This window comes from Nonomuraea thailandensis (genome assembly GCF_024172165.1).
In the GTDB taxonomy this organism is placed as follows: Bacteria; Actinomycetota; Actinomycetes; order Streptosporangiales; family Streptosporangiaceae; genus Nonomuraea; species Nonomuraea thailandensis.
The window spans coordinates 1,071,957-1,090,938 of record NZ_JAMZEB010000002.1; the positions used below are offsets into that span (position 1 = coordinate 1,071,957).

Consider the following 18,982-nt stretch of genomic DNA (forward strand, 5'->3'; position numbering starts at 1 on the left):
TGCTTTACCTACTCGGTTGAACTGGAATCCCGTGTACCTCGCCAGCGCCCCGTTGATAGTGCGCTGCCACTTCATGACCCGGAGAGTACCCGGCCTACCTGGAAATTGCCTGAAGAAGAACGGCGGCTTAACGTGGCACCACGGGCAGAGTGATGTAGGAGTCAGGGAAAACGCGCTGATTCTGCACGACCAGCTCCGGCTCCGTGGCCAGGGCGGCGGGCCGGCCGTTACCCGGGTTACGGTCGAAGCGGGGGAAGTTCGAGCTGGAGATCTCCACCCGGATGCGATGGCCCGCCTTGAAGACCTGGCTGGTGGCGACCAGGTCGATGACGTACGTCCCGGACGGCGTGGCGGTGCGGACGATGCCGTCGATCACGCTCATCGCCCGCCCGTCCGGATGCACGTTCACCAGCTTGGCCGTCCAGTCGGTGGCGGCGGCCGAGGTCTCGGCGCGCAGCGTCACCGACACCGGCCCCGTCACCTCCACGGCGGAGCCCAGCACGCCGGTGGTGTAGCAGAGCACGTCGGCGCGGAGCTCCACGTCGCGCTGGTCCTGCGGACCCACGTTCGTCGGGTCGGCCAGCAGCGTCGGGCCGCCGGTGGTGGGCACCGGGTCGCGCGGGTCGAAGGTGAAGACGCGCGGCTCGGCCGAGGCGGGCGGCTCGGGGGAGAGCAGACCGTCGGCGTGCAGGTGGTAGCGGGTGTCCACGGCGCGGGCCGGTGGCCAGGACTCCTCGTCCCGCCACACGTCGTCGCCCATCACGAAGATCTTCACGGCCGGCCCGGTGTCACGTCCCCGCAGGAACGCGAGCTGCCGCTGCTCCAGCTGGATCGCCTGCGCCGAGGCGGCGAACCCGAAGTCCAGCCGCCCGGTGCCGGAGGAGGCCGAGGTCAGGTGCGACCAGGGGCCGATGACCAGCGGGCCGCCCAGCCGGCGGTGGTTCTCCAGCGTGCCGGCCAGGAACAGGTCGAACCACCCCGCCACGTGCATGACCGGCGCCTCGATGCGGTCGTGCCGCAGCGTCTCGCCCAGGTCCTGCCAGAACGCGTCGCGCTCGGGGTGGGAGATCCAGTCGTGCCACCACGGGATGCCCCGCACCGCGTCCAGCGGCAGCGTCCGCACCGCCGCGGCCTGGCCGGTCATGGCCGGCAGCAGCTCGCCGAACGCCGCGCCGACGTCCTCGCCCGCCTCCGCCGCGTGCATCAGCCCGAGCGCCGCCTGCATGGCGCCCCAGTTGAGCGCCGAGCCCAGGGCCAGCGCCCCGCCGTGGTACTTCAGCCCGTCGTGGAAGTCGTGCGGCGTCATGGCCGCGTACACCGCCTTCAGGCCCGGCGGGCGGGTGGCCGCGGCCTGCAGGGCGCAGCCGGCCAGGTACGACATGCCGGTCATCACGACCTCGCCGTCCGACCACGGCTGCCCCGTGATCCAGGCGATCGTGTCGTACCCGTCGTCGCCCTCGTCCAGCCACGGCCGGAACTCGCCGTCGCTGCTCCCGCGCCCCCGGCAGTGCTGCAGCACCACCGCGAAGCCCGCCTCCAGCGCCGCGGTCACCGGGATCGCCCGGAACGGCCCCTCACCGTACGGGCTGCGCGCCAGCAGCGTGGGGAACGGGCCGCCCGACGCCCGCCGGTGCACCGAGCCGCGCAGCACGGTGCCGTCGCGCATCGGCATCGGGGTGTCGTACTCGGCGGTGACGGGCATCGGGGAGCGGTCGAGCTTCGGCATCGGAGCCTCCGGCGTCGGTCAGGTCAGGGTGTAGGCGTCGTAGCGCACGGCGGAGGCGGCGCGGGCCGCCGTGGCCACGGCCAGCGTACGGTTGAGCCAGTGGTAGCGCCCGTCGCCGGTCTCGAAGCGGCAGAACAGCCGGAAGTAGTACTCCGCCGGGTCCACCTCCTCGCCCCGCGCGAGCCGGTCGAGCACCTCGGGCGGGCCGTGCCGCACGCCGCTGGTGGAGATGTAGAGCAGCGCGCCGTCGTGGGTGCGCAGCGTGTAGCGGGTGTCGATGCTGATCGCGCCGTCGGCGTGGACGACCTGCCAGTCGGCGCCGCCGGGCAGCACGGCGCCCGACAGGCGGGGTCCCTCGAACGAGCCGCCCACGATGTTGATCACCCGGCGGCGGCCCCACGGCGAGTCGCCGAGGTCGAGGACGGGGTCGAGCTCGACGTGGAACGCGGCGAGCGGTTCGAGGCCCATCATGCCGTGCTCCGGGTGACGCTCCAGGACGGGTGCCGGTTGCGGCTCATCGGGTGACGCTCCAGGACGGGCGCTCGCTCAGCGAGGCGGGGTCGAAGCCCGCCGTGCGCTTGTAGGAGGCGGCGATCTCGGCCCGCTCCGCGAGCGGGATGACCTGCTCGACGTCGTCGAACCCGCCGGGCGCCCGCTCGTGCGCCAGCTTCATCACGACCTCGGGCCCCATCTCCCTGTTCGACAGTTGCAGCGCCGTCGTGGCGGGCCGCCGCAGCCGCTCGTAGGCGTCCAGGTCGCCGCGGGCCAGCGCGTACGCCAGCACCCGGGCGTCGATGATGGCCTGGGAGGCGCCGTTCGAGCCGATCGGGTACATCGCGTGGGCCGCGTCGCCGAGCAGCGTGACGTTCCCGGCCGTCCAGCGGGGCAGCGGGTCGCGGTCCACCATCGGGTACTCGTACGCCGTCCCGGCCCCGGCGATGATCCCCGGCACGTCGAGCCAGTCGAAGCGCCAGCCCGCGAAGTGCCTGCCGACCTCGGCCAGGTCGCACGGGCGGTTCCAGTTGCCGCGCTCCGGCGGCTCGCCGTCGAGCGGGCGCTCGGCGATCCAGTTGATCAGGGTGCGCTCGCCCGTCTCGATCGGGTACGCGACGAACTTCTGCGTCCCGTCCCCCGCCATGATCATGGACCGGCCGGTCAGGAACGGCTCGCCGTACGTGATGCCGCGCCACAACACCAGGCCGTTCCACGGCGGCGGGCCCTCGCCGGGGTACAGGTGCGCGCGCACGGCCGAGTTGATGCCGTCCGCGCCGATCAGCAGGTCCTCGCCGCCCGGCCCGGTGATCCGGCTGCCGGTCCGCACGCTGTCCGCGCCCAGCCGCTCGACCACCGCCTCCAGCAGGAGCAGCTGCAGGCGACCCCGGTGCACGGAGTACTGCGGCCAGGCGTACCCGGCGTCGAGCCCGCGCGGCTCGGACCAGATGGGCGTGCCGTAGCGGTTGAAGTAGGCCAGCTCGGCCGTGGCGACGCCGATCCCCGCCAGGCGGTCGGCCAGGCCCAGCTCGGTCAGCTCGCGCACGGCGTGGGGCAGGAGGTTGATGCCGACGCCGAGCGGCTTGAGCTCGGGCGCCGCCTCGTGCACGGTCACGTCGGAGAAGCCTGCCGCGTGCAGGCTGAGTGCGGCGGTGAGCCCGCCGATGCCGGCTCCGGCGATGACGATGCGCACAGGCCCTCCAGATTGTTATGGCCGAAACAATATCTCCGGTGGGTGTCCGGTTACGCAAGACTTGACCGGTGAACGACAGCCACGCCGGGCCGCCCGACCTCGAGTACGCCGCCTACGCGCGGGAGCGGCTGGCCTCGATGCCGCCTCCCGCCGATCCCGAGGCGTTCGCGCTGGCCTACCACCTGCTGCAGCTCGCCTACCTGCTGGTGACCGACCTGGAGACGCGCATCCACCGGCCGCGCGGCTGGACGCTGCCGGGGTTCCGGCTGATGTTCAAGCTGTGGCTGCTGGGCCCGGCCCAGCCGGTCCGGCTGGCCGAGATCTCGGCGATGTCCCGCTCGGCCGTCACGAACGCGGTCAACACGCTGGAGCGCGGCGGCCTGGTGGAGCGCAGGCCGGTGCCGGGCGACGGGCGGGCGGTGGTGATCGCGCTGACCGGCGCGGGGGAGCGGGCGGTGCGGGAGGCGTTCGCCGAGCAGGCGCGGCGGGAGGGGGAGTGGTTCGCGCCGCTGGACGAGGCCGAGCGGGCGCGGCTGACCGGGCTGCTCACCCGCATCCTGCGGGAACGCCCGGCGGTGGGGGTCACCCGGTGCAGCTGACCGCGAACCAGACGAGCTTGCCGTTGTCGGCCGTCGCCACGCCCCACTCCTCGGCGATCGCCGCGACGATCTGCAGGCCCCGGCCCGACAGGGCGTCCACGCCGGGGGAGCGCTGGAGGGGCACGCCGTCGCCCGGGTCGAACACCTCGCCGTACAGCCGGCCCGCGCGCTCCTCCAGCCGCAGGGTGTAGGCGGAGCCGCCGTGCCGTACGACGTTGGTGACGAGCTCGCTGACGATGAGCAGGCAGTCGTCGGTGACGTGGGCCAGGCCCCAGCGGCCGAGCTCCTCCCGGACCAGGGAGCGGGTCTCGGCGACGCCGGCGGGAGCGGACGGCAGCAGGTACTCCACCGCGCGGGCCTGCGGGGCGGTCAGGGCTCCGCCGGACGGGGCCAGGTGGGGGGCCATACGCATCACGTCTCTCGGTTTTGGGAGCGCTCCCACACCCACGATAAGCGCATGCCTTCACTTTTGTGAATGCGTGGCGGAGAAGTTTCCTCAGGGGATGCGGGCGACGGCGCCGTAGTTGCCCGACGAGCTGGGCTCCTCGCGGCAGCTGTGGTCGTCGTCACCGGGGCGCCACTCCGGCACCCAGGCCAGCCCGGGAGGCAGCAGGTCGAGCCCTTCGAGCAGGGCGGCGACCTCGTCCCTGGACCGGATCGCCAGGTGCGGCAGGGTCATCGCGAGCAGGTCGCGGATGGCCGGCAGCAGCTCCGGCGGGACGCCGTCGAAGGTGGTGTGCAGCAGGCCGAGGAAGCTGCCGCCCGGCGCGGTGTGCCGCAGCCGTTTGATGACGTAGTGGGCGTACTCGTCGTCGTGGAGGCTGTAGGTCGACAGCAGCAGCACGGCCACGGGGCGGTCCCAGTCGATGAACGTCCGGACCACGTGGTCCCTGAGCACCTCGTCGATCTCGCGGATGTCGCCTTCGACCACCCGCACCAGGTCCGTGAACGGCTCGATGGTGGCCTGCGCCATGGTGACCACCATCGGGTTGTTCTCGACGTACAGCACGCGCGGCGCGACCCCGCAGGCCTCGCGGGCCGCGTCGTGCAAGGCGTGGCCGGCGGAGGGGCCGCTGGGAATGCCGCTGCCCACGATCAGATATTGGTCCACGCCTTCGGCGGACAAATGGCGGATCACCCGGGTGAGGAATTCGAGCACCGCGCGGGCCGCCGTGGTCAGGGCGGGAGCGGCTTGATCGAAATGGCGAACGGTGTCCCTGTCGGCCAGGAAATGGTTCTTCCCGCCTGCCGCCGCGTCGAAGATGCGCGTGATCCTGGCCTGCGTCGTCTCAAGGTTGGCCAGGTTGCGGACGGCGCGCTGGTGCATGAGCGTTGCCCCTTTCCCTCGCCGCCACCGTCATTCCGGTAAGCGATCTTCGGACCTCACTCGATGACTCGAACCATATGTTCCAACAATTCCAGTCAATGACAACACGCTAGACCGGTTGTCTTGGAAATGTTTGGCCGCTGCATCGTTGTGGCAAGGCACCTCTGCCGGGCGGGACATACCCGGCAGAGGGGGAAGTGACTCCTGCGTCAGTCGGTACCGGTCTCGATCGCCGCCTGGTCGAGCAGCTGGTCGTCCTCCGGCACCTCGACGGTCTCGCCGCGCGAGGCGATCGCCTCGGCGCCGCCCTGGGGCATCGCGCCGATCAGGCCGGTGGCGGCGACCTGCGTGGTGCCGAGCAGCGTCTGGTGGCCGACCATGCCGAGCCCGGCGTACTGCTCCAGCTTGGCGCGCGAGTCGGCGATGTCGAGGTTGCGCATGGTGAGCTGGCCGATGCGGTCGAGCGGGCCGAACGCGGAGTCCTCGGTGCGCTCCATCGACAGCTTGTCGGGGTGGTAGCTGAACGCCGGGCCCGTCGTGTCGAGGACCGAGTAGTCCTCGCCGCGCCGCAGCCGCAGCGTCACCTCGCCGGTGATCGCCATGCCGACCCAGCGCTGCAGCGACTCGCGCAGCATCAGCGACTGCGGGTCGAGCCAGCGGCCCTCGTAGAGCAGCCGGCCCAGCTTCCTGCCCTCGGTGTGGTAGCTGGCCAGGGTGTCCTCGTTGTGGATGGCGTTGACCAGCCGCTCGTAGGCGGCGTGCAGCAGCGCCATGCCGGGGGCCTCGTAGACGCCCCGGCTCTTGGCCTCGATGACGCGGTTCTCGATCTGGTCGGACATGCCGAGCCCGTGGCGGCCGCCGATGGCGTTGGCCTCCAGCACCAGATCGACGGCCGAGGCGAACTCCTTGCCGTTGATCGTCACCGGCCGGCCCCGCTCGAACCCGATCGTGACGTCCTCGGCCGGGATCTCGACCTCGGGGTCCCAGAACCGCACGCCTATGATCGGCTCGACGAGCTCGATGCCGGCGTCCAGGTGCTCGAGCCTCTTGGCCTCGTGGGTGGCGCCCCAGATGTTGGCGTCGGTGGAGTAGGCCTTCTCCGTGCTGGCGCGGTAGGGCAGGTCGCGGGCGAGCAGCCACTCCGACATCTCCTTGCGCCCGCCGAGCTCGCTGACGAAGTCGGCGTCCAGCCACGGCTTGTAGATGCGCAGGGACGGGTTGGCCAGCAGGCCGTAGCGGTAGAACCGCTCGATGTCGTTGCCCTTGAAGGTGGAGCCGTCTCCCCAGATCAGCACGCCGTCGTCGAGCATCGCGCGCACCAGCAGGGTGCCGGTGACGGCGCGGCCGAGCGGCGTCGTGTTGAAGTAGGTGCGGCCGCCGGAGCGGATGTGGAACGCCCCGCAGGCCAGCGCCGCCAGACCCTCCTCCACGAGGGCCTCCCGGCAGTCGACCAGGCGGGCGATCTCCGCGCCGTACGCCGTCGCGCGGCCCGGCACCGAGCCGATGTCGGGCTCGTCGTACTGGCCGATGTCGGCGGTGTAGGTGCAGGGCACAGCACCCTTCTCGCGCATCCACGCGACCGCCACGGAGGTGTCGAGGCCGCCGGAGAAGGCGATCCCGACCCGTTCGCCTACAGGGAGAGAGGTGAGCATCTTGGACACGAGTAGAAGTATATACACATCAATGCATGACCATTCAATCCGTGCCTCCCACCGGCGCGTCGTCACCCGCGCCCCGGGGCGCGGCAAATTTAAATCAGTTGCTTGACTTGTGCCGGTCCCGGCTGGTTGGCTGACGGGGTCACAGCACGTCAAGCCAGATGTCAGCGCCGGCGAGGTGAGCGAATGACCGACACGTTGCCCGAGTTCCCGGGCGTCAGGGCGGCACGGTGCCCGTTCGACCCGCCACCGCGCATCCGGGCCCTGCAGCAGGACGGGCCGCTGGCCAGGGTGCGGCTGTGGGACGGCAGCACGCCATGGCTGGTCACCACGCACGCCGAGCAGAAGGCGCTGCTCAGCCATCCGCAGGTCAGCGCCGACGTCACCAGGCCCGGCTACCCGGTGTCCGCGCCCAGGGCCGGCGGCGGCTCGCTGAGCTTCATCCTCATGGACGACCCCGAGCACCACCGGCAGCGCCGCATGGTGCAGGGCGCGTTCACGGTCAGGCGGGTGGAGGGCATGCGCCCGGCCGTGCAGCGGATCGTGGACGAGCTGATCGACGACCTGCTGGCCGGGCCCAGGCCGGTGGACCTGGTGGAGGCGTTCGCCCTGCCGGTGCCCTCGCTGGTGATCTGCGAGCTGCTCGGCGTCCCGTACGCCGACCACGACTTCTTCCAGGACAACAGCCGGACCATCATCAAGCGCGACGTGACGGCCGAGGAGCGGGCCGCCGCCGGCGGCCGGCTGCTGGAGTACCTGGACGCGCTCGTGGCCGGCAAGCTCGCCCACCCGGGGGACGACCTGCTCTCGCAAGTGGCCGGGCGGGTCGAGGCCGGCGAGCTGACCCGTGCCGAGGCCGCCCAGATGGGCGTGCTGCTGCTCGTCGCCGGCCACGAGACCACCGCGAACATGATCGCCCTCGGCACCCTCGCCCTGCTCCGGCATCCCGGCCAGCTCGCCCTGCTGCGCGGGAGCGACGACCCGAAGGTGGTCGCGGGAGCGGTGGAGGAACTGCTGCGCTACCTCAACATCACCCACAGCGGGCGCCGCCGCGTGGCGCTGGCCGACATCGAGATCGCCGGCCAGGTCATCCGCGCGGGCGAGGGCATCATCATGGCCAACGACGTCGGCAACCGCGACCCCGGCGTCTTCCCCCGCCCCGACGAGCTGGACCTCACGCGCGACGCCCGCCGCCACGTGGCCTTCGGCTTCGGCGTGCACCAGTGCCTCGGCCAGCCGCTGGCCCGGCTGGAGTTGCAGGTCGTCTACGGCACCCTCTACCGGCGCATCCCCACCCTGGCCCTGGCGGCCGGCCTGGACGACATCCCGTTCAAGCACGACGGCCAGGTGTACGGGGTCTACGAGCTGCCCGTCACCTGGTGACCCCCGCCGCGAGCGCCGCTAGGGTGCTCACGTGCGTCAAGGGGAGATCCAGTTGAGCGGCAGGTCGCGACTGGTCGAGCGCGTGCGCGGGCTGGCCGCCGGCGACGGGCGGGTGCTGATCGGCATCGCGGGCTGCCCGGGCGCGGGCAAGTCCACGCTGGCGGGCTGGCTCGCCACGGCGCTCACCGCCGCGGGCCTGCCCGCCGTCTGGGTGCCGATGGACGGCTTCCACCTGGCCGACGTCGCCCTCGAACGCCTCGGGCGGCTCGGCCGCAAGGGCGCCGTCGACACCTTCGACGGGCACGGCTACCTCGCCCTGCTGCGCCGCCTGAGCAGCGAGACCGGCACCGTCGTGTACGCGCCGTCCTTCGACCGCGACCTCGAACAGCCGATCGCCGGCGCCATCGCCGTGCCGCCCGACGCCCGGGTCGTCGTCAGCGAGGGCAACTACCTGCTCTCCGCCGCCGAGCCGTGGCCGGGGGTGCGGGCGGCCATGACCGAGGTCTGGTACGCCGACCTCGACGACCGCGTCCGCCTGGACCGCCTCACCAGGCGGCACGTGCGGTTCGGCAAGACGCCCGAGCAGGCGGTCCGGTGGGTCGCCGAGGTGGACGAGCCCAACGCCGCCGCCATCCGCGCCACCCGTGCCCGCGCCGACCTCCACGTCGACATCGACGCCCTGGCCCTGTCGCCCTGAGCTCCCCGTGAGGTTCTCAGTGGTGGTGCCCGATGGGCGAAAGCACGTACTGGTACAGCTCGTACCCCACGAACGCGATCACCGGCAGGCCGACCGCGATCAGCAGGCGGCGCGGCAGCGGCGCCCGGGCGACGAGCGGATCGATGGCCTTGACAGGGACGACCGGCACCTTGGCCAGCGGCACCGGGTCGGGCGCCGCCGCGAGCTCGGGGTGCCGCGCCAGGTAGCCGGCGGGGAACGACGTGAGGTGGAAGGCGCCGCAGGCCGGGCAGCTCGCCCCCGACCAGGGCGGCTGCACGGGCACGCCGGAGGCGAGCCAGATCTCCGCCTCGTTGCCGTGCTCGTCGGTGAGGTGCCGGACGAGGTAGTCCTCCTCCCAGACGTAGAGGCATCGAAGGCACTCGAAGGGCCATGACTCGCGGGATTCGAACCCGTCGTGCACGGGGAATCACCCCCTGGCCGCGTATGGGTGTGTTCCCTTCGAGTGTCCGCCTCTTCCCGTACGGCAAGAAGAGGGCAGTTGTGACACCTGCCGCTACAAAAGGCTCGCTCAGTGTGAGGTTAGCCGGAGGCTCCGGCTCGAAAACGCTTTGCGGCCGTCCCTTCCCTCCTCCTACGCTTTTTCGTAATTACGGAGTAGCGAAGGAGATCGCTATGAACGACGAAAGGATCGACGCGTTAGAGCGCCGGCTCGCCCTGCTGGAGAGCCGGGTCCAGGACGGCGAGGCCCCCAAGGGCGCCCCGCCGGCGCCGTCCCTGATGGGAGTCCTGCACGGCTACCGCAACGACGCCGAGGAGCACTTCCACCCCGGCACGGTCGGCTACGTCGGCGCGGCCTACCTGGCGGAGGACAACGTCTACCTCTGGGCCAGGGAGCACAAGCTCGCCGAGCTGCTGAAGGCCGACTGGAGCCCGGCGATCGGAGTGCTGGAGTCCCTCGCCAGCCTGCCGCGGCTGGCGCTGCTGGGGGTGCTCGTCCGCAAGGGGCGGTGCACCAGCGCCGACCTCCTGGAGGCCCTCGCGGCGTCGCAGGGGGAGCCGACCAGCGGCCAGCTCTACCACCACCTGCGCGAGTTGCAGGCCGCCGGCCTGATCGTGCAGCGCAAGCGCGGCGAGTACGAGCTCGCGGGCGTCGCCGTGATCCCCGTGCTCACCATCCTCGCCACCTCGCTCAACCTGGCCACCGACCCGCCCGTGGGGCCGCCCATCGAGGTCCCGCAACCGGAGTGACATCGGACGGCGGCCGGAGCGCTCGTGCCGGCCGCCGCCTGTGCCCGCCTGTGCCCGCCTGTGCCCGCCTGTGCCCGCCTGTGCCCGTCAGAGCGGCCCGCGGTGCCAGGGGCCGCGAATCGCGAACGTGCGGCCCGGCGGGTCCAGCGAGACCGCGTCACCGAAGTTGTTGACGAACAGGACCGAGCCGTCCGGGCTGAAGCACGCCCCCGCGAACTCGCAGTCGTCGGCCACGTTGACCGCGAACTCGAACGGCTGCCCCCTGCGCGGGTCCAGCCCGATCAGCCGGTTCACGTTGACCAGGCCGGGGGCCAGCGGGTGCGGGTCGGCGTCGGCCGAGCCCGCGTCGTCCTCGCAGAGCACGATGCCGCCCCTGGGGGTGAACGTCAGGTTGTCCGGCGAGTCGAGCTCCTTGCGGCCGGGCGACTCGTACACCAGCACCAGGGTGCCGCCGTCGCGGCGGCCGGGGACGTACTGCCAGACCTGGCCGTAGCCCTCCAGGTAGCCGTCGGCGTTGGGCGGGTCGCCGTTCTTGGCGTCGCCGCCGCTGGTGGAGTTGAAGAAGACGCTGCCGTCGCCGTACCAGCAGCCTTCTAGGCGGTTGAACTTCGCGCCGCCCTTGGCCAGGCCCTGCAGGGTGCAGGGGGTGGCGCCGTTCTCCAGGTCGGGGTCGGGGTCGTCGATGCGCACCCACTCCACGGGGAGCCGGGCGCCCATGGTCTGGCCCTCGCGGCAGTCGTAGCCGTCCACGCCCCTGATCTTGAGCATCTCCAGCACGCCGCCGGCGGCCAGGTCGCGCGGGTCCCTGGGGCGGAAGCGGTAGAAGCCGTCGGCCCTGCCCGACTCGTCCTCGGTCTCGTAGACGTAGCCGGTGCGCGGGTCCACCGCGACCGCCTCGTGCGAGAAGCGGCCCATCGCCGTCAGCGGCAGGGAGGGCGCGGGCGTGCCGGGACGGGGGCCGTTGAGCGGCACCTCGAAGATGTAGCCGTGCTTGCGCTGCCAGCCCTGCGCCGGGCCCGCGGTCGTCTCCTCGCAGGTCAGCCAGCCGCGCTCGTGCAGCATGCGGCCGCCCGCGCAGTTGACGATCGTGCCGTTGAGGCTGACGAAGTCGCGCAGCACCTCGCCGCTGCGCAGGTCGATCTCCAGCGTGGTGGTGCCGCCCACGCCCAGCTCGTCGTAGCGCCGCGAGCCCTCGACGTGCACCCGGCCGACGGGGGAGCCGGGGGTGGTGCGCACCTCGTGGTTGCGGATGAGGCGGACGGTGTGGCGGCGGGTCCCGGGGAAGGCGGCCATGCCGTCGTGGGCGATGGGGGTGGCGACGCCGTCGGTCATGAGGGTGCCGCTCCTGCCCAGGACGACGTACGAGAAGCCCGCGGGTAACGCCAGGAACTCCTCGCCGGTGTTCCTGGCGGGCATGCGGCGCAGGGGGCCGTAACCGGTCTCGCCCGGGTCGCCGGCGGGGCGGCCCGCGCTCGCCCAGGAGGCGTGGGCGGTCAGGGTCTCGATGGCGATGCCGCTGGCCAGCACCCCGCCGGTGGTGGCCAGGCCGCGGCCGAGAAAGGAACGACGGTCGAGCTCGGTCATGGTGCTCCCCTCGGGACAAGGGCATGGACCCGCGTCCATGTGAAGCGTGGGATGAACGAGTGCTGTCGTCAGAGTAAACGGAAGATTGCGTGCCGAGGGGGCCCAGTTCCGGGCGTGGGTCAGGGGCGCTGCCTGGCCAGCGGCACGAGCAGCACGAGCAGGGGGATGGCCCCGGCGGCGAACGCGGCCGCGATCGACACGAGCATCGGCGGCAGGAAGAAGGCCGCCACGGCGCAGCAGCCGCCCACCGCCATCATCAGGTGCCCGCCGAACCGCTGGGCCCGCTCCGCCCCCGGCACGAACCGCAGCGGGTGGAGGCGCGGCAGGGCCCGCCCGAGACCCGCGACCAGGATCCCGAGCGCGACGGTGACGGTCACCTCCATCGGGAAGTCGTGACCGGCGGTCCTGAGCAGCAGGCCGCCGTGCAGGACCAGGAGGAACGGCGGCAGGAGCACGAGCAGCGCCTTCGTCGAGCGGGCCTGCGCGGCCGGGGACGCGATGAGCGCCGGCGGCACCAGGCCCCGCAGGCGCTCGGCCACCAGGCCGCTGCCCGTCATGAGCGCGACCAGGACGAGCAGGGTCGCCGGAACCGCCGTCGCCAGGACCGTCCGCGTCACCCTGACCTCGGCCACCCCCGGCCTGGCCTGGCGGGTCGTCACCAGCTCCGGCAGCGAGTCGTACACGGCCCAGGAGATCGCCGCCATGGCGGCCAGGCTGAGCGCGGACACCATCACACCCGCCCACGGCACGCCGCCCTCTTGCCGCTCCGTCATCCGCATGCCGGCCTCCTCTCCCTGTCGACGTGCTGTGATCGTAGGTTCGGGCGGCCGGGGCGGACATCCAGCGCGGGGCACGTGCCGGTCATGTCCCACCATGACCGCCGTCATATGACCTTCGGCACGCTGACCCGCGCGGCAGTGATGGTTATGCTCCCGATATGCGGCAGTCGTGGTCACTGCGGGACCTGCAGAGCTGGGTGCGTTTCACCGACGACCGCCCGCCCTTCCTGTTCAGCGTGTTCTTCTGGACCGCGACCGTGATCGTCGCGACGATCTTCGCCTACTCCTTCTCCTCGATCGAGACCGAGGCGCTGTGGGACTGGCCGCTGTTCGCGGTGCTCTTCTACGCCGGCATCGCCGCTCTGCTGCCCGCCGTCGTCCTGTGGCGGTTCCTGCCCTGGCAGCCGGGAGCGTCCGTGGCGCGCAAGGCGCTGACCGTGGCGTTCCTGGCGATGACGCTGCTGCTGATGATGTCGGGAGGCGTCGCGGGCCTGCTGATCGTGGGGCTGGCGGTGAGCAACGCCCTGATCGTGCTCGGCGTGCGCGGCGCCCTGGTCTACGCCTGCATCGCCGGCCTGCTCGGTTTCCTGGTCGGCCTGATGAACCCGGCCCAGGGCGTGTTGCAGGCCGCCATGAACGGCCTGATCATGATCTTCCTGTGCCTGGTGCTGCTGCTGGGGGTGGTCGCCATGTTCGACTCCAGCCAGCGCGCGGAGGAGACCCGCCGCCTGCTCGCCGACCTCGAACAGGCCCACGCCGAGCTGGCCGGATACGCGGCCCGTTCCCGCGAGCTGGCCATCGCCGAGGAACGCGCGCGGATCGCCCGCGACATGCACGACTCCGTCGGCCACTACCTGACCGTCATCAACGTGGGCCTGCAGAACGCCGAGCGCTACCGCACCGCCCGCCCCGAGGCCGCCTGGGACGAGGTCGGCCAGGCCCGGGCGCTCACCCTGGAGGCGCTGACCGACACCCGCCGCTGGGTCCGCGCGCTCAAACCCCTGCGCATGGACGGCCGTACGGGGCCCGACGCCCTGCGGGCCCTGGCCGAGTCGTTCGGCTCGGCCGACACCGGCGTCGCCTTCACGCTCAACGGCACCTGGCCCGACGTGGACGAGGGCCGCGAGCTGGTCTGCTACCGGATCGTCCAGGAGGGGCTCACCAACGCCCTGCGCCACTCGGGCGCGCGGCACGTTGAGGTCGCGCTCGACTGCACGGACGAGCGGGTCGAGGTGACGGTCTCCGACGACGGCTCCGGCGCCGCGCCGGGGGCGACCGCGAACGGCTTCGGCCTGCGCGGCCTGCGCGAGCGCCTGCGCGGCGTGGGCGGCGAGCTGGACGTGACCGCCGGCTCCGGCGGCGGCTTCACCCTGCGCGCGACGGTGCCGGTGTGAGGCGGCCGGGCGAGGAGGCGGAGACGATCCGCGTCATGCTGGTGGACGACCAGATCCTCATGCGGGAGGGCCTGCGCAAGCTGCTGGAGATCGAGCCCGGCATCGAGATCGCCGCCACCGCCGGCGGCGGCGAGGAGGCGCTGTCCTGGCTGGCGGGCGCCGTGGACGGCGAACGTCCGCAGGTGGCGCTCGTGGACGCCCGCATGCCGGGCATGGACGGCGTGGAGCTGGTGGGCCGGCTGCGCGCGCGCTTTCCCGGGGTCGCGCCGGTCATCCTGACCACGTTCGACGACGAGGACTACATCTTCGGCGGGCTGCGCGCGGGGGCGAAGGGCTACCTGCTGAAGGACACCCCGCCGGACGAGCTGGTGGCCGCGATCCGGCGGGCCGCGCGCGGGGAGACCGTGCTGGGCGGCGCGGCCAGCGAGCGGCTCGTCGCCCTGCTGCGCGCCGCGCCCGCTCCGACGACCCGGCAGCCCCAGGAGCCGCCCGGCGGGCTGTCGGACCGCGAGTACGAGATCGCGCTGCTCATCGGCGCGGGGGCGTCCAACCGCGAGATCGCGCGCCGCCTGCACATCACGGAGGGCACGGCCAAGAACCACATCTCGAGCTGCCTGCGCAAGCTCGGCCTGCGCGACCGCACCCAGCTCGCGGTCTGGGTGTCCAGGCACGCACCCCCGGACGACCGCTAGGGGAGCGAGATGTGCAGGGCCTCGCCCACCCGGTGGTACCCCGTGCGGGCGTACACGCGCGCCGCCGCGTCGTCGGCCGGGGTGAGGAACGGCTCGGTGACACCCGCCCCGGCCGCCTCCCGGGTCAGCAGCGCGGTGATCGCCCCCGCGATGCCCCGCCGCCGGTACGCCGCCGACACCGCGATGCCCGCCACCTCGGCTACCCCCTCGTGCGGCCGGCCGAGCTGCCCGCCGCCCACCACCTTCCCGTCCTGGACGGCGGCGGCCACCAGCCCGCCGCCGTCGAGGACACGCCGCAGCCGCGCCACGTCGTGCTCGTCGGCCTCCGGCGCGCCGAACGCCTCGTTCATCACCCGGGCCACGGCCCACAGCTCCGGATCGCCGGCCACGAGCCGTACCCGCACGTCCGGGGGCGCCGGCGCGTCCACCACCGAGCCCGGCGCGCACACGAGCAGCGGATAACGCCCCTCCGGCACGAACCCGGCGGCCAGCAGGGCGGCCTCGACGCCCGGCGAGGTCTGCGGCACGTACTCCAGCCGCGGAGTCCTGGAGCGTTCCCTGAACGCCGCCACCAGCGCCGCGACCTCGCCCGCCGTGGGTGAGGCGCCGTCGTCGGGGATCGCGTAGTTGAACGGGCCCGCGTCGTCGTGCTCGTCGAAGCGGATCAGGAACGGCCCGGCCCGCCGCGCGTCGGGCCCGGCCGCGGACCTGAGGTAGGCGTGGACCGCGGCGCTCACAGGGCGGCTCCCCGCGCGGCGGCCCGGGGCGGGCCGGTGAGCGGGTCGGGTGCGGCGGCCCGGCCGCCGGTGATCGTGAGGCTCATGACGGAACGAGAATAGCGTCGCGCCGCTCGGGCGGCGCCGCCTATCGTGGCCGCATGGCTGACGCGATCTTCGAGAATCCACGGCTGGCCGCGATCTACGACCCCCTGGACCCCGACAGGAGCGACCTCGACTGCTACGCCGCCATCGCCGCGGAGCTCGGCGCGCGCAGCGTGCTCGACGTCGGCTGCGGCACGGGCACGTTCGCGCTGCTGCTGGCCGGCCGGGGCATCGAGGTGACGGGTGTGGACCCCGCGAAGGCGTCGCTCGACGTGGCCAGGGCCAAGCCGGGCAGCGAGCGGGTGCGCTGGATCCACGGCCACGCCACCGACGTGCCGCCACTGGCCGCCGACCTCGCCACGATCACGGGGAACGCCGCCCAGGCCATCGTCGATCCGGCGGACTGGCGGGCCACGCTGGCCGCCGTGCACGCGGCGCTGCGCCCCGGCGGTCACCTGGTGTTCGAGACCCGCGACCCGGCCGCGAAGGCCTGGCTCGGCTGGACCAGGGAGCGGACCTACCAGGCCGTCGACCTGCCGGGCGTGGGCAGGGTGGAGCAGTGGCACGACCTGCTCGACGTCAGCGGGCCGATGGTGACCTTCCGCTCGACCTGCGTCTTCGCCTCCGACGGGGAGGTGGTGACCTCGCACTCCACGCTGCGCTTCCGCGAGCGCGAGGAGGTCGAGGCGGACCTGGCGGCCGGCGGGTACGTGCTGCGCGAGGTCAGGGACGCGCCCGACCGGCCGGGCAAGGAGTTCGTGTTCCTCGCCGGGCGGCCGTAAGAATATCGGCAGGATTCGTTAAGTCGTTGCGGCCACGCTTTACTCATCGGCAACAAGGAACGAGACCTGAGGAGCACATGATGAGGAAGCTCGTCGAATCCACCTTCGTCACGCTGGACGGCGTCATCAGCGACCCGCACGTCTGGGGCATGCCGTACTGGGACGAGGAGCACAACGGCTACTCCGCGAAGCTGCTGTTCGGCGCCGACGCGCTGCTGCTGGGCCGTGAGACGTACGAGGGTTTCGCCGAGGCCTGGGGCGCCCGTTCCGGCGACGAGTACACCGACCGGATCAACGGCCTGCCCAAGTACGTGGCCTCCACCACGCTGAAGGAGGCCGAGGCGTGGAACGGCAACCTGATCCAGGGCGACGTGGCCACCGCCGTCGCCGAGCTGAAGCAGCAGCCGGGGCAGAGCATCCTGAAGTACGGCAGCGGCGAGCTCGACCGCACGCTGATCGCGAACAAGCTGATCGACGAGCTGCACCTGTGGATGTTCCCCGTCGTCGCCGGCAGCGGCGGCCGGCTGCTCGACGGCCTCGACCTCACCCACTTCGAGTTGCTGGAGACGACCCGCTTCAAGTCGGGCATCATCGTCCTCACCTACGGGCTCAAGGCGTAGGGATTCCACCCGGGGCCGCCGTGCAGTAGCATCCGCTGCACCGGCGGCACTCTCCCGCCGAACCTCCAGAGCGGGTCTCCACGCGGCCCGCCGGACGCGGAGGCAAAGGGGACAGCTCGCGCCTCGGGAGCCCGTAGTCGACCGGCCGGCGATCTCCTTCGCGGCCGCCACGGGCCGCGGGCGTGGGCCGGGCCGGTGGCGATGGCCGCGGGAAGAGCCGTACATGACCAGCAAGAAGCAGCTCAAGGCGCGCATCAGGGCGCGCATGGCCAAGACCGGCGAGAGCTACACCACCGCCCGCCGGCACGTCGTCGGCCCCAGCGCCGGCCCCGGCGCCGGCCGGCCCGAGCAGGCCGCGGACGGCGGCTGGCGCTTCACCGGCGGGCGGCACCCGTCCAGCGCCGCCATCGCCGCGGTGCTCGCCAACCAGGGGCTGGACGTCGGCGAGCCGCTGGTGTTCCTGGCGGGCGGCGGGATCGGCGCCGGATACATCCTGTGGGAGTTCCAGCACGACGACTCCCGCTGCGTGGTGCTCGGGTTCCGCAACCAGTGGCAGTACCACGACCGGTGGATGGCCAAGACGCTCGGCCGGCTCGGGGTGCCGTGCGACGAGCACCGCACGTCGGGCACGCGCGCCGCGAGCAAGCGGCTGGCCGCCGAGCTGGACGCCGGGCGGCCGTGCGTGGTCCTGCCCGACCGCTACCACGCGGGCTACTGGCACCTGCCGGCCGCGCTGGACGGGCGCGGCGGCCATCCGGTGGTCGCCTACCGGCGCGACGGGGACGCGGTGGTCGTGGACGACCGCGGCCGGGCGCCGATCAGCGTCCCCCGGGAACGGTTCGACGCCGCGCGGGCCAGGGTGGGCTCGTACCGCAACGTGCTGCACGTGCTCGGCGAGACCAAGCCGGACGAGGCGACGCTGGCCGCCGCGGCCCTCGACGGGCTGCGTGACTGCGCCGCGCACCTGTCGGCCGCCTCCGACTCGTTCTCGCTGCCCGCCTGGCGCAAGTGGGCGCGGCTGCTGGTCGACACGCGCAACGCCAAGGCGTGGCCGAAGGTGTTCGCCGACCGGCGCGGCCTGGCGGACGCCCTGCTGTCGATCTGGGAGTGCGCCGGGCCGGTCGGCATGGACGGCGGGAACCTGCGCGACCTGTTCGCCGACGCGCTCGACGAGGCCGCCGCCCTGCTGGACCGGCCCGCGCTGGCGGAGCAGGCGGAGCGGTTCAGGGAGATCCACGGCCTGTGGCACGACCTGGCCGAGGCGGCGCTGCCCGCGGACGTGCCGGAGCTGGGCAGGATCCGTGAGCTGACCGCCGCCGTCAAGGAGAGCGTCCTGGGGGACGGCAGCGCCGGCGACCACGAGGCGGCCCTGGCGGCCCGGGAGCTGTGGGCGGCCAGGGCCGCCGCGAACGAGGCCGTGACCGCCGACCCCGGCCCGCTCTTCGCCGAGCTCAGCACCCGGGTCTCCGCCGTGTACGAGGCCGAACGCGAGGCGATCGCCCGGCTGTCCGCACTCGTCACCTGACGGTCGTCCACGGGACCTCGACGGGGACCGCCGACACGCGGCCGGAGCCGTGGTGACCGGCTAGGGTGGGGGGTTCCAAGGGAGGGGAGCGACATGCGCCGGAGGCTGCCCACGCGGCTGCCCGCCGCGTTGCTCCTCCTCCTGTCGTGGTTCCTGCCCGCCACCGCGCACGCGCACGTCGCCCAGCAGGCGAGCGCCGTCCACGCCGCGGTCTGGCGGGCCGAGCAGCACCATTCCGGGGTGCGGCAACTGCCGCACCCCGCCCCCGAGCTGCGCGCCTGGCCGGGCCAGGGCGGCACGACGGGCGGCGCGGCCGCCACGCTCGCGGCCGAGCGCCCCGGCGTGCGGCCCGCGTGGGCCGCCGTCGTCCCCGAGCCGCCCCTCGACGTCCCCGCGGCCCGCCGCCCGCTCGCGTCGGCGGCCCGGGCGCCTCCCTCCACAGGGCACTGACAACCCTTTTCCCTCAAGCCTGTGGAGGCTT

Annotated in this window: 20 protein-coding genes; 10 read left to right on the plus strand and 10 right to left on the minus strand. The window is 72.9% G+C overall.

The window, feature by feature from the left end; translation table 11 throughout:
* Positions 1-127 precede the first annotated feature (127 nt).
* The 3 genes from HD597_RS08990 to HD597_RS09000 are packed head-to-tail and all read right to left on the minus strand — an operon-like array spanning position 128 to position 3,410.
* Positions 128-1,726, minus strand: coding sequence for a CocE/NonD family hydrolase (locus HD597_RS08990; protein WP_253741401.1), 1,599 nt, complete (start codon positions 1,724-1,726; stop codon positions 128-130).
* Between the two features lie 18 nt (positions 1,727-1,744).
* Positions 1,745-2,197 carry a DUF3237 domain-containing protein gene (locus HD597_RS08995; protein WP_253741403.1) on the minus strand — a complete coding sequence of 151 codons (453 nt, stop codon included), beginning with the start codon at positions 2,195-2,197 and terminating at the stop codon, positions 1,745-1,747.
* Positions 2,198-2,240: 43 nt separating this feature from the next.
* On the minus strand, positions 2,241-3,410 hold the full coding sequence (locus tag HD597_RS09000) for a flavin-dependent oxidoreductase (protein WP_253741404.1): 1,170 nt from the start codon (positions 3,408-3,410) through the stop codon (positions 2,241-2,243).
* 68 nt (positions 3,411-3,478) lie between these two features.
* Here HD597_RS09000 and HD597_RS09005 point away from each other — a divergent pair, with 68 nt between their 5' ends.
* The gene (locus tag HD597_RS09005) at positions 3,479-4,009 is read left to right on the plus strand and encodes a MarR family winged helix-turn-helix transcriptional regulator (protein ID WP_253741406.1); all 531 of its coding nucleotides are present in this window, start codon (positions 3,479-3,481) and stop codon (positions 4,007-4,009) included.
* Here the strand turns inward: HD597_RS09005 and HD597_RS09010 are convergent.
* From HD597_RS09010 to argG, 3 genes are all read right to left on the minus strand, one after another.
* Positions 3,993-4,421: an ATP-binding protein gene (locus HD597_RS09010; protein WP_253741407.1), complete on the minus strand. Its 429-nt coding sequence runs from the start codon at positions 4,419-4,421 to the stop codon at positions 3,993-3,995. The genes HD597_RS09005 and HD597_RS09010 overlap by 17 nt on opposite strands.
* 84 nt (positions 4,422-4,505) lie before the next feature.
* Positions 4,506-5,336: an SAM-dependent methyltransferase gene (locus tag HD597_RS09015; RefSeq protein ID WP_253741409.1), complete on the minus strand. Its 831-nt coding sequence runs from the start codon at positions 5,334-5,336 to the stop codon at positions 4,506-4,508.
* Positions 5,337-5,545: 209 nt separating this feature from the next.
* Positions 5,546-6,997 (minus strand): argininosuccinate synthase, encoded by a 1,452-nt coding sequence (argG, locus tag HD597_RS09020; protein WP_253741410.1) that lies wholly within the window; start codon positions 6,995-6,997, stop codon positions 5,546-5,548.
* A 183-nt stretch (positions 6,998-7,180) separates the two neighbouring features.
* On the opposite strand from argG, the gene HD597_RS09025 reads away from it, so the two are divergent.
* Together HD597_RS09025 and HD597_RS09030 are read left to right on the plus strand one after the other, a co-directional pair.
* Positions 7,181-8,377 carry a cytochrome P450 gene (locus HD597_RS09025; protein ID WP_253741411.1) on the plus strand — a complete coding sequence of 399 codons (1,197 nt, stop codon included), beginning with the start codon at positions 7,181-7,183 and terminating at the stop codon, positions 8,375-8,377.
* Positions 8,378-8,408: 31 nt separating this feature from the next.
* Positions 8,409-9,074, plus strand: coding sequence for a nucleoside/nucleotide kinase family protein (locus HD597_RS09030; protein WP_253741412.1), 666 nt, complete (start codon positions 8,409-8,411; stop codon positions 9,072-9,074).
* Positions 9,075-9,090: 16 nt separating this feature from the next.
* Here HD597_RS09030 and HD597_RS09035 read toward each other — a convergent pair whose 3' ends face one another.
* Complete coding sequence (locus HD597_RS09035; protein WP_253741414.1) at positions 9,091-9,516, minus strand: hypothetical protein; 426 nt, start codon at positions 9,514-9,516, stop codon at positions 9,091-9,093.
* Positions 9,517-9,728: 212 nt separating this feature from the next.
* Here HD597_RS09035 and HD597_RS09040 point away from each other — a divergent pair, with 212 nt between their 5' ends.
* Complete coding sequence (locus tag HD597_RS09040) at positions 9,729-10,304, plus strand: ArsR/SmtB family transcription factor (protein WP_253741416.1); 576 nt, start codon at positions 9,729-9,731, stop codon at positions 10,302-10,304.
* An 87-nt stretch (positions 10,305-10,391) separates the two neighbouring features.
* Here HD597_RS09040 and HD597_RS09045 read toward each other — a convergent pair whose 3' ends face one another.
* Entirely contained in the window at positions 10,392-11,888 is a 1,497-nt protein-coding gene (locus tag HD597_RS09045; protein WP_253741418.1) for an alkaline phosphatase PhoX, read from the minus strand.
* A 119-nt stretch (positions 11,889-12,007) separates the two neighbouring features.
* Positions 12,008-12,667, minus strand: coding sequence for a hypothetical protein (locus HD597_RS09050; RefSeq protein ID WP_253741420.1), 660 nt, complete (start codon positions 12,665-12,667; stop codon positions 12,008-12,010).
* Positions 12,668-12,825: 158 nt separating this feature from the next.
* Here HD597_RS09050 and HD597_RS09055 point away from each other — a divergent pair, with 158 nt between their 5' ends.
* Together HD597_RS09055 and HD597_RS09060 are read left to right on the plus strand one after the other, a co-directional pair.
* Positions 12,826-14,061, plus strand: a complete 1,236-nt coding sequence (locus tag HD597_RS09055; RefSeq protein WP_253741422.1) for a sensor histidine kinase — start codon at positions 12,826-12,828, stop codon at positions 14,059-14,061.
* Positions 14,062-14,096: 35 nt separating this feature from the next.
* Entirely contained in the window at positions 14,097-14,753 is a 657-nt protein-coding gene (locus tag HD597_RS09060) for a response regulator (RefSeq protein ID WP_253759289.1), read from the plus strand.
* Here HD597_RS09060 and HD597_RS65755 read toward each other — a convergent pair.
* On the minus strand, positions 14,750-15,490 hold the full coding sequence (locus HD597_RS65755; RefSeq protein WP_253741424.1) for a GNAT family N-acetyltransferase: 741 nt from the start codon (positions 15,488-15,490) through the stop codon (positions 14,750-14,752). The two genes, HD597_RS09060 and HD597_RS65755, sit on opposite strands and share 4 nt — an antisense overlap.
* Positions 15,491-15,630: 140 nt before the next feature.
* On the opposite strand from HD597_RS65755, the gene HD597_RS09070 reads away from it, so the two are divergent.
* The 4 genes from HD597_RS09070 (at position 15,631) to HD597_RS09085 (ending at position 18,951) form a co-directional block, all read left to right on the plus strand.
* The gene (locus HD597_RS09070) at positions 15,631-16,356 is read left to right on the plus strand and encodes a class I SAM-dependent methyltransferase (protein ID WP_253741426.1); all 726 of its coding nucleotides are present in this window, start codon (positions 15,631-15,633) and stop codon (positions 16,354-16,356) included.
* A gap of 80 nt (positions 16,357-16,436) precedes the next feature.
* Positions 16,437-16,976, plus strand: coding sequence for a dihydrofolate reductase family protein (locus HD597_RS09075; RefSeq protein ID WP_253741427.1), 540 nt, complete (start codon positions 16,437-16,439; stop codon positions 16,974-16,976).
* A 223-nt stretch (positions 16,977-17,199) separates the two neighbouring features.
* Positions 17,200-18,501 (plus strand): BtrH N-terminal domain-containing protein, encoded by a 1,302-nt coding sequence (locus HD597_RS09080; RefSeq protein ID WP_253741429.1) that lies wholly within the window; start codon positions 17,200-17,202, stop codon positions 18,499-18,501.
* Positions 18,502-18,594: 93 nt separating this feature from the next.
* On the plus strand, positions 18,595-18,951 hold the full coding sequence (locus HD597_RS09085; RefSeq protein ID WP_253741431.1) for a hypothetical protein: 357 nt from the start codon (positions 18,595-18,597) through the stop codon (positions 18,949-18,951).
* Positions 18,952-18,982 lie beyond the last annotated feature (31 nt).

Excerpts from the sequence above, each read along its gene's own strand:
- HD597_RS08995 (WP_253741403.1), bottom strand. The coding sequence starts at position 2,197 with ATGATGGGCCTCGAACCGCTCGCCGCGTTCCACGTCGAGCTCGACCCC.
- HD597_RS09055 (WP_253741422.1), top strand. The coding sequence starts at position 12,826 with ATGCGGCAGTCGTGGTCACTGCGGGACCTGCAGAGCTGGGTGCGTTTC.
- HD597_RS08990 (WP_253741401.1), bottom strand. The coding sequence starts at position 1,726 with ATGCCGAAGCTCGACCGCTCCCCGATGCCCGTCACCGCCGAGTACGAC.
- HD597_RS09010 (WP_253741407.1), bottom strand. The coding sequence starts at position 4,421 with ATGCGTATGGCCCCCCACCTGGCCCCGTCCGGCGGAGCCCTGACCGCC.
- HD597_RS09050 (WP_253741420.1), bottom strand. The coding sequence starts at position 12,667 with ATGCGGATGACGGAGCGGCAAGAGGGCGGCGTGCCGTGGGCGGGTGTG.
- HD597_RS09070 (WP_253741426.1), top strand. The coding sequence starts at position 15,631 with ATGGCTGACGCGATCTTCGAGAATCCACGGCTGGCCGCGATCTACGAC.
- HD597_RS09080 (WP_253741429.1), top strand. The coding sequence starts at position 17,200 with ATGACCAGCAAGAAGCAGCTCAAGGCGCGCATCAGGGCGCGCATGGCC.
- HD597_RS09015 (WP_253741409.1), bottom strand. The coding sequence starts at position 5,336 with ATGCACCAGCGCGCCGTCCGCAACCTGGCCAACCTTGAGACGACGCAG.
- HD597_RS09040 (WP_253741416.1), top strand. The coding sequence starts at position 9,729 with ATGAACGACGAAAGGATCGACGCGTTAGAGCGCCGGCTCGCCCTGCTG.
- HD597_RS09085 (WP_253741431.1), top strand. The coding sequence starts at position 18,595 with ATGCGCCGGAGGCTGCCCACGCGGCTGCCCGCCGCGTTGCTCCTCCTC.
- HD597_RS09025 (WP_253741411.1), top strand. The coding sequence starts at position 7,181 with ATGACCGACACGTTGCCCGAGTTCCCGGGCGTCAGGGCGGCACGGTGC.
- HD597_RS09060 (WP_253759289.1), top strand. The coding sequence starts at position 14,097 with ATGCTGGTGGACGACCAGATCCTCATGCGGGAGGGCCTGCGCAAGCTG.
- HD597_RS09045 (WP_253741418.1), bottom strand. The coding sequence starts at position 11,888 with ATGACCGAGCTCGACCGTCGTTCCTTTCTCGGCCGCGGCCTGGCCACC.
- HD597_RS09075 (WP_253741427.1), top strand. The coding sequence starts at position 16,437 with ATGAGGAAGCTCGTCGAATCCACCTTCGTCACGCTGGACGGCGTCATC.